This window comes from Streptomyces sp. MK37H (assembly GCF_018035285.1).
Lineage (GTDB): Bacteria > Actinomycetota > Actinomycetes > Streptomycetales > Streptomycetaceae > Streptomyces > Streptomyces endocoffeicus.
In genome coordinates, this window is sequence record NZ_JAAAYH010000784.1 from 1 (window position 1) to 1,850 (window position 1,850).

Annotated in this window: 1 protein-coding gene and 1 pseudogene; one reads left to right on the top strand and one right to left on the bottom strand. The window is 70.2% G+C overall.

Annotation, left to right across the window (positions count from 1 at the left end):
• Window positions 1-285 (top strand): annotated as a pseudogene (gene fbiC / locus GWI24_RS43875) (7,8-didemethyl-8-hydroxy-5-deazariboflavin synthase); the annotation flags it as partial.
• Window positions 286-291: 6 nt separating this feature from the next.
• Here the strand turns inward: fbiC and GWI24_RS43880 are convergent.
• On the bottom strand, window positions 292-1,850 hold a 1,559-nt coding region (locus GWI24_RS43880; RefSeq protein ID WP_210951587.1), incomplete at its 5' end, for an IS200/IS605 family accessory protein TnpB-related protein.

Below are 1,850 nucleotides of genomic sequence, written 5' to 3' on the forward strand. Positions count from 1 at the left end.
CAGACCAGCTGGGTGAAGCTGGGCACGGAGGGTGCCGCCGAGATGCTCCGCTCCGGCGCCAACGACCTGGGCGGCACCCTTATGGAGGAGACCATCTCCCGTATGGCGGGCTCCTCCTACGGCTCCTACCGCTCCATCCAGGACCTGGTGGGCATCGCCGAGCTGGCCGGCCGCCCGGCCCGCGCCCGCGACACCACCTACGGTCCCGTTCCCGAGGACCGCCAGGCCGCCGCCCTCGCCTCAGACGGTCATCTGCCGGAGCTGCTCCCGGTGCTGGGGGACTGACCGTTCCTAAAGACTGAGCGGTAGTGAGTCCTGTTGCCAGGATTCATGCTCAGTCGCGTGCCCCGAACGGTGCTGGGCACACTGGTCTCCCGCGTTCGCTCCGCATCCGGCGCGCATGGATCGTGTCCGTGGTCCGGGGATGCGGGGGCGGGGTTCCTCACGCCTCGGGGCGCCCGGTCGGGCCTGGACGGTCCGATGCCCCACACGATCGCTCTGGTCGTGTGGGGGCGGTGTCGTCCGTCGCCGGATCGGGTGTCCCAGGGCGCGCCTGCCGATCGCCACGGCTGCTGCGTCGTGGCGGGTGGTGGTGCGGTTGGTGCTGGTGAGGGGTTTCTGCCAGTGCTGGGCGCCCCACTTGCTGGTGTAGGCCGGGTCGACGGCGATGACGGTGATGCCGAGTTCGGCCGCCATGCTCACGAGCCGGGCCCGCAGTCTGCTGACGGGCATGCCGGAGATGAGGCTGCGGAACTTCTTGCGCCTGCCGTGCTTCTCGCGGGTCTTCTCCGCGGTGAAGTCGAGGTCTTCGATCGCGACTGCGAGGCCGTGGCGTTTGGCCCAGTGCAGCAGGCGGATCAGGGCGTGCCGGACCTGGGCGTCACGGTGTGGGGCGGGGCCGGACAGGTCGAAGCCGAACCGGAGCGGTTCTCCGACGGGGTTGCCGTGTGGGTCCAGGCGCCAGGCTGCGAGGTGGTCGGCGTTGGTGTCGACGCCAACTAGGCCGTTCGTGCTGGCCGCAGCCAGGGGCACGGTCTTCACCGGAGAGACTGTCCACGATGCGGTGAGGTACCAGCGCCCGCATGATGTGTCTTCGTGGATACGGTAGGCGATGGCGCGGTTGGCGGTGACCCGGTCGCGCCACTGCTCACCCCGGTGTGCGAACGCCACCCGCGCGGCGAGCACATACCGGCCGTGCGGGGCGTTGGCCAGATGCGCCAACGGGGCGGGCAGTTTGAGGGAGACCTCGCCGTCGGGGGTGACGCGGATGGTCTCGTTGCCGAACCGCTTGCCGGACTCGCCATCGGCTTGGAGGAACCGGCGAACGGCCTGCCACCGCGTGCGCCACTGCTCCTCGGTGAGCCCGGCAGCCCGCAGGTGGCGGCGGGTGTTCAGCAGCCCCTTCCCGCCCCGCACCACACGGACGACTCCGGCCTCACGATCGGCCCGCACCGCCCGAAGCCGGTCTTCGAGCACGTGCAGGCGGCGGGCCTTCGCATGCCACTCCTGCCTGCTGCGGTAGCCGCCCGGAGCGCGCTTGCCGCCCTTCTCCCCGATCGGCAGGGACAGCCGGTGCGCGATCGTGCGTACACCCGCTTCCAGACTCTGGATGTGCGCGAGCTGCCCGCGCCTGGCCAGCGCCCACTGATCATGGGTGGCCTTGGTGATCGACCCGGCCCATCGGGAGGAGGAATCCAGCGTCAGGGTCCTCTTGCGCTCGGCCCACTGGCCGGTGTCGTGGTCCAGCCCGGCCGCACACCGTGCTTTCAGGTCCAGGGAGGCGAGCGTACCGAGCAGGTCACCGATCAGACGAAGAACCTTCTCATCCTCAACACTCAGGTGCTTGAGCC